The following is a 3,766-nucleotide window of genomic DNA, read 5'->3' on the forward strand; positions in this document are numbered from 1 at the left end:
GCCCCCCAACAACCCCTCCAGCACCACCGCGATCCCGTCCTCCTCGTTGGAGGACGTCACCTCGTCCGATACCGCCTTCAGTTCCGGGTGGGCGTTGGCCATGGCTACGCCGTGGGCTGACCAGGCGAACATCGGGATGTCGTTGGGCATGTCGCCGAAGGCGATCGTGTCCGCGGCCTTGAGGCCGAGGCGGCGGGCTGCCAGGGACAGGCCCGTTGCCTTGGAGAGGCCCAGGGGCAGGAGTTCCACTATGCCCTCGCCGGCCATCGCCACGGTGACGAAGCCGCCCGCGGCCTGGCGGGCGGCTTCGGCCAGTTCGTCGTCCGAGAGCTCAGGGTGCTGTATGTAGATCTTGTTCAGCGGGGCGCTCCACAGATCGGACGCGTCCGTGAAGGGGATCGACGGGAGGTGTCCCGTCACGGCGTAGCCGGGGCCGACCAGGACGTCGCCGTCCAGGCCGTCACGGCTCGCCGCCAGGTACAGCGGCCCGACCTCCGCCTCGATCTTGGCCAGGGCCACGCCCGCCAGCTGCCGGTCCAGGGTCACCGACGTCAGCAGGCGCCGCTCCCCGGCGTGGTACACCTGGGCGCCCTGACCGCAGACGGCGAGGCCCTCATAGCCGAGGTCGTCGAGGATGGGGCGGGTCCAGGGAACCGCCCGGCCCGTGACGACGATATGCGCCGCGCCCGCCGCGGTGGCCGCCGCGAGGGCGTCCCGGGTGCGCCGGGAGACCGACTCGTCGGAGCGCAGGAGCGTTCCGTCGAGGTCGGTCGCGATCAGCTTGTACGGAAACCCGGCGACGGGCGAGGCGGCGCTCACTTGGCGACCGGCTCCAGGACCTCTCGGCCGCCCAGGTACGGACGCAGCACCTCGGGCACCCGGACGGAACCGTCGGCCTGCTGGTGGTTCTCCAGGATCGCCACGATCGTGCGCGGTACGGCGCACAGCGTGCCGTTGAGCGTCGCGAGCGGCTGCACCTTCTTGCCGTCGCGCAGGCGGACGGAGAGGCGGCGGGCCTGGAAGCTGTCGCAGTTGGAGGCCGACGTCAGTTCGCGGTACTTGCCCTGGGTCGGGATCCACGCCTCGCAGTCGTACTTACGGGAGGCCGACGCGCCCAGGTCGCCCGAGGCCACGTCGATGACCTGGAAGGGCAGCTCCAGACCGGTGAGCCACTGCTTCTCCCACTCCAGGAGCCGCTTGTGCTCGTTCTCCGCGTCCTCGGGGGCGACGTACGAGAACATCTCGACCTTGTCGAACTGGTGCACGCGGAAGATGCCGCGGGTGTCCTTGCCGTACGTGCCGGCCTCGCGGCGGAAGCACGGCGAGAAGCCGGCGTAGCGCAGCGGCAGCTTGTCGGCGTCGAGGATCTCGTCCATGTGGTACGCGGCGAGCGGGACCTCGGAGGTGCCGACCAGGTAGTAGTCGTCCTTCTCCAGGTGGTAGACGTTCTCCGCGGCCTGGCCGAGGAAGCCCGTGCCCTCCATGGCGCGCGGGCGGACCAGCGCCGGGGTCAGCATCGGCGTGAACCCGGCCTCGGTGGCCTGGGCGATGGCGGCGTTGACCAGCGCCAGTTCCAGCAGGGCGCCGACACCGGTGAGGTAGTAGAAGCGCGAGCCGGACACCTTGGCGCCGCGCTCGACGTCGATGGCGCCCAGCGCCTCGCCGAGCTCCAGGTGGTCCTTGGGCTCGAAGCCCTCGGCGCCGAAGTCACGGATGGTGCCGTGCGTCTCCAGGACGACGAAGTCCTCCTCGCCGCCGACGGGGACGTCGGGGTGGACGAGGTTGCCGAGCTGCAGCGCGAGGCGCTTGGTCTCCTCGTCGGCGTCGTTCTGCGCGGCCTCGGCGGCCTTGACGTCGGCCTTGAGCTGCTCCGCCTTCTGCAGGAGCTCGGCGCGCTCCTCGGGGGAGGCCTTGGGGATGAGCTTGCCGAGCGACTTCTGCTCGGAACGCAGCTCGTCGAAGCGGACGCCGGACGACCTGCGCCGCTCGTCGGCAGACAGGAGGGAGTCGACGAGCGCGACGTCCTCTCCACGGGCGCGCTGCGAGGCGCGCACTCGGTCGGGGTCCTCACGAAGCAGGCGAAGGTCAATCACGCGCTCAAGGCTACCGGGGCAGGGTGACAGCCAACGACTCACTATTCCGAGCTGCGGCTTACATGGCTTACGTTCCGTCGTGAGGGAATTGCCGATCGTGTCAATAAAAGGCGTCTCACTCCCTGGAACGGGGCAGGCGCGAGGCGGCCTGTTGACTCGATTCCCTTGTGGGGAACGGGACTTGGGCCTCGGTTGTCCACAGGGATCCCCAGCCTCGGAAGAGTTATCCACAGGGTGTGTGGATGGACTGTGGACTTCGGAATTGATCACTCCGTAACGTGCCGAGCAAGTCGAGGATTCCCAGGACAAACCCCGCTCATCCCCACGTTCGAGTGGAAAGCGGTCGCCCCAAAGGATTGCTCAAAGGAAAAGAGTGGACGAAGGGTGACTTGCGTGACGGTGGACACGGAGGGGGCTCAGGGACCGATTTGTCGACAGACTCACCCTTGCTTGTCGACTTGTCCCCAGGTCGAGATGAGTACCTGTGGATAACTTCTGTGGATAACGACAATCAGCTGGTAGTACCGGTCGTGAAGACGTGCCGAAGCCGGCCCCAGGCACCCGTGACAGCCGCCCGGAACCGCCTGTCACGGCCTGCTCAGAACCGCCCGTCCTGGCACCGGGCCACCCAGTCCGCCGCCGACACGAACTCCACGTCCGACGTCCCCGCACGCGGCGGCTGCACCTCACCGGGCTTCAGGTCCGCGCGCGGATATGAGCCCAGGAAGCGCACCTCCAGGCAGATCCGCTTGAGCCCCATCAGCGCCTCGGCCACCCGGCGGTCGGAGATATGGCCCTCGGCGTCGATGCAGAAGCAGTAGTTGCCGATGCCCGCGCCGGTCGGCCGGGACTGGAGCAGCATCAGGTTGATGCCCCGCGTGGCGAACTCACCCAGGAGGTCGCGCAGCCCACCGGGATGGTCGTCGCGCTGCCACAGCACGACCGACGTCTTGTCCGCCCCGCTCGGTGCCGCGGGCCGGGCCGGCCTGCCCACCAGCACGAACCGCGTCTGGGCGTTCTCCGCGTCGTGGATCCCGGTCTCCAGGGCCTCCAGCCCGTACAGGGCGGCGGCGAACTCGCCCGCGAAGGCCGCGTCGTACTGGCCCTCCTGGACCAGACGGGCGGCGTCCGCGTTCGACGCGGCCGACTCCCAGTGGGCGTCCGGGAGGTTGTTCTTCAGCCAGTTGCGCACCTGCGGCTGGGCGGCCGGGTGCGCGGAGACCGTCTTGATGTCCGACAGCTTGGTGCCCGGCCGGACCAGCAGCGCGAAGGTGATCGACAGCAGCACCTCGCGGTAGATCATCAACGGGGCGCCCGCGACCAGCTCGTCGAGCGTGGTCGTGATGCCGCCCTCGACGGAGTTCTCGATCGGCACGAACGCGGCCTCGGCCTCGCCGACGCGCACCGCGTCCAGCGCGGACTGCACCGACACGTAGGGGATCAGTTCCCGGGTCGCGGCCTCGGGGAGAGTGCGCAGGGCGGCCTCGGTGAAGGTGCCTTCGGGGCCGAGATAGGCATAGCTCGCTGGCATGACCTCACCCTAATGGGCCTTGCGTGGCGCGGCGCACGACTCCCGACCGAGGGCCACTCCCGAGGGCGACCTCACCGTCGTACGTCTGTGCACCACCCGTACGACCCTCCCGTGACCGTCACCCCTCCAGCAACCCCTGCCC

The 3,766-nt window shown here is 69.2% G+C and carries 3 protein-coding genes; all 3 read right to left on the reverse strand.

All coding sequences use genetic code 11. From position 1 onward, the window contains the following. Nucleotides 1–819, reverse strand: an 819-nt coding sequence (locus L0P92_RS42935; RefSeq protein ID WP_234768563.1) for an HAD family hydrolase, incomplete at its 3' end; no start/stop codon positions are given. After that, nucleotides 816–2,093 carry a serine--tRNA ligase gene (gene serS / locus L0P92_RS42940; RefSeq protein ID WP_234768564.1) on the reverse strand — a complete coding sequence of 426 codons (1,278 nt, stop codon included), beginning with the start codon at nt 2,091–2,093 and terminating at the stop codon, nt 816–818. The genes serS and L0P92_RS42935, both read right to left, overlap by 4 nt. 598 nt (nt 2,094–2,691) lie before the next feature. Continuing rightward, the gene (gene pheA, locus L0P92_RS42945) at nt 2,692–3,624 is read right to left on the reverse strand and encodes a prephenate dehydratase (RefSeq protein ID WP_234768565.1); all 933 of its coding nucleotides are present in this window, start codon (nt 3,622–3,624) and stop codon (nt 2,692–2,694) included. Nucleotides 3,625–3,766 lie beyond the last annotated feature (142 nt).

The sequence above is a fragment of the Streptomyces muensis genome (assembly GCF_021474425.1).
Taxonomy (GTDB): domain Bacteria; phylum Actinomycetota; class Actinomycetes; order Streptomycetales; family Streptomycetaceae; genus Streptomyces; species Streptomyces muensis.

Coding starts and splice junctions, on each gene's coding strand:
- pheA (WP_234768565.1), bottom strand. CDS start 3,624: ATGCCAGCGAGCTATGCCTATCTCGGCCCCGAAGGCACCTTCACCGAG.